This is a genomic window from Rhizobium terrae (genome assembly GCF_003425685.1).
In the GTDB taxonomy this organism is placed as follows: domain Bacteria; phylum Pseudomonadota; class Alphaproteobacteria; order Rhizobiales; family Rhizobiaceae; genus Neorhizobium; species Neorhizobium terrae.
The window spans coordinates 1-2,658 of sequence record NZ_QJKM01000059.1 but is presented as its reverse complement, the minus strand read 5'-3'; the positions used below and the strand labels follow the sequence as shown (position 1 = coordinate 2,658).

Sequence of the window (2,658 nt, the reverse complement as noted above, 5' to 3'; positions counted from 1 at the left end):
TCAGGGTCAATCGGCCGACCGCCGCCGAGATCGCCGCCTACCGGTCCGGTGCCGTCGTCTTCGCCGTGATGGACCCTTACGGCAACGATGCCGCCTTGGCGGAGATGGCCAAGGCTGGCGTAACCGCCTTCGCCATGGAACTGATGCCGCGCATCACCCGCGCCCAGTCGATGGACGTGCTGTCCTCCCAGGCGAACCTTGCCGGCTACCGCGCGGTGATCGACGCTTCCCACGAATACGGCCGCGCCATGCCGATGATGATGACCGCTGCCGGTACGGTTCCGGCCGCCAAGGTCTTCGTCATGGGCGCCGGCGTCGCCGGCCTGCAGGCGATCGCAACGGCCCGCCGTCTCGGCGCGGTGGTCACCGCAACCGATGTCCGCCCCGCCGCCAAGGAACAGGTCGCTTCGCTCGGCGCCAAGTTCATCGCCGTCGAGGACGACGAGTTCAAGGCCGCCGAAACCGCCGCCGGCTACGCCAAGCCGATGTCGGAGGCCTACCAGGCGAAGCAGGCGGCGCTGGTCGCCGAGCATATCGCCAAGCAGGACATCGTCATCACCACGGCCCTCATTCCCGGCCGCCCGGCACCGAAGCTCGTGTCGCGGGCGATGCTCGCCTCGATGAAGCCGGGCTCGGTGGCCGTCGATCTCGCCGTCGAGCGCGGCGGCAATATCGAAGGGTCGGAAAAGGGCAGGATCGCCACCGTCGAAGGCGTTTCCGTCATCGGGTACGCCAATGTCGCCGGCCGCATCGCCGCATCCGCCTCGGCGCTTTATGCACGCAATCTCTATGCCTTCATCGAGACGATGGTCGACAGGAATTCGAAGGAGTTCGCCGTCAACCTCGAGGACGAACTCGTCAAGGCGACCATGCTGACCCATGGCGGCGCGGTGGTGCATCCGGCCTTCGCGGCCGCTGCGGCTGCCGCCGTCGCGGAGGTCCCGGCGGATGGGCCTGTCGTTGCGGCCGCCGCGAGCGAGGCCGTTGCCGCAAAACCGAAGAGAGCCGCCAAGGCGGGCAAGACGGCGGCAGCCGACGATGCCGCCGCCAAACAGGAGGAGCTGTGATGGCGAGTGAAGCTATGGACAAGGCGCTGGAGCAGCTCGACCAGGCGGTGAACGCCGTCATGACCGCTGCCGCCCAGGCGCCGGAAGCGGCAGGGGCTGCCGCGCACGGGCTTTCCGGCGGGGCGATCGATCCCTTCGTCTTCCGGCTGGCGATCTTCGTGCTGTCGATCTTCGTCGGCTATTACGTCGTCTGGTCGGTGACGCCGGCGCTGCATACGCCGCTGATGGCCGTCACCAATGCGATTTCCTCGGTCATCGTGGTCGGCGCGCTGCTCGCCGTCGGCATCTCGGCGAGCGGTTTTGCGACGGGCTTCGGCTTCGTCGCGCTGGTGCTCGTTTCGGTGAATATCTTCGGCGGCTTCCTGGTGACCAGCCGGATGCTCGCCATGTACAAGAAAAAAGACCGCTGACGGGTTCTGGGGGGAATAATGTCGCAGAATCTCGCAGCCTTTCTCTATCTCGTGTCCGGCGTGCTGTTCATCATGGCGCTCCGGGGCCTGTCCCACCCGACCACCAGCCGCAAGGGCAATGTCTACGGCATGGCCGGCATGGGGATCGCCATCCTCACCACGCTTCTGCTCGCCACGCCGAGCTTCGGAGGCTTCATCCTGATCGTGCTGGCGCTTGCCATCGGCGGCGGGGCAGGGGCCTATATCGCCCGCACCATTCCGATGACGGCGATGCCGCAGCTCGTCGCCGGCTTCCACTCGCTGGTCGGCCTTGCCGCGGTGATGGTGGCGGCGGCGGCGCTTTACGCTCCCGATTCCTTCGGCATCGGCGCGATCGGCGACATCCACGGCCAGGCGCTGATCGAAATGGCGCTCGGCGCGGCGATCGGGGCGATCACCTTCACCGGTTCGATCATCGCCTTCCTGAAGCTCGACGGACGCATGTCCGGCAAGCCGATCATGCTGCCTTACCGGCATGCGATCAATATCGGCCTTCTGGTGCTGATCGTCGTCTTCGTCTTCGGCCTGGTGCAGACGGAAAGCCATTTCGACTTCTGGCTGGTCGTCATCCTGGCGCTGGCGCTCGGCGTGCTGATCATCATCCCGATCGGCGGCGCGGACATGCCGGTCGTCGTGTCGATGCTGAACTCCTATTCCGGCTGGGCCGCGGCCGGCATCGGCTTCACGCTCGGCAATCTCGCGCTGATCATCACCGGCGCGCTGGTCGGCTCGTCTGGTGCGATCCTGTCCTACATCATGTGCAAGGGCATGAACCGCTCCTTCATCTCCGTCATCCTCGGCGGCTTCGGCGGCGAGACGGCTTCTGCCGGTGCCGACGACGGCGTGCAGCGGACGGTCAAGCAGGGTTCGGCGGACGACGCGGCCTTCCTGATGCAGAACGCGTCGAAGGTCATCATCGTGCCGGGTTACGGCATGGCGGTCGCCCAGGCGCAGCATGCGCTGCGCGAGCTTGCCGATACGCTGAAGGAGCATGGCGTCGAGGTGAAATACGCGATCCATCCGGTCGCCGGCCGCATGCCGGGCCATATGAACGTGCTGCTCGCCGAAGCCAACGTGCCGTATGACGAGGTCTTCGAGCTGGAAGACATCAACGCCGAATTCGCCCAGGCCGACGTCGCCTA

The 2,658-nt window shown here is 66.3% G+C and carries 3 protein-coding genes; all 3 read left to right on the top strand.

The window, feature by feature from the left end; all coding sequences use genetic code 11:
* On the top strand, window positions 1–1,067 hold a 1,067-nt coding region (locus DMO26_RS33280), incomplete at its 5' end, for an NAD(P) transhydrogenase subunit alpha (protein ID WP_162895204.1).
* On the top strand, window positions 1,067–1,477 hold the full coding sequence (locus DMO26_RS33275) for a proton-translocating transhydrogenase family protein (RefSeq protein WP_117196519.1): 411 nt from the start codon (window positions 1,067–1,069) through the stop codon (window positions 1,475–1,477). The genes DMO26_RS33280 and DMO26_RS33275, both read left to right, overlap by 1 nt.
* A gap of 18 nt (window positions 1,478–1,495) precedes the next feature.
* The coding region (locus tag DMO26_RS33270) for an NAD(P)(+) transhydrogenase (Re/Si-specific) subunit beta (RefSeq protein ID WP_162895203.1) at window positions 1,496–2,658 on the top strand (1,163 nt) is incomplete at its 3' end.

Excerpts from the sequence above, each read along its gene's own strand:
- DMO26_RS33275 (WP_117196519.1), top strand. The coding sequence starts at position 1,067 with ATGGCGAGTGAAGCTATGGACAAGGCGCTGGAGCAGCTCGACCAGGCG.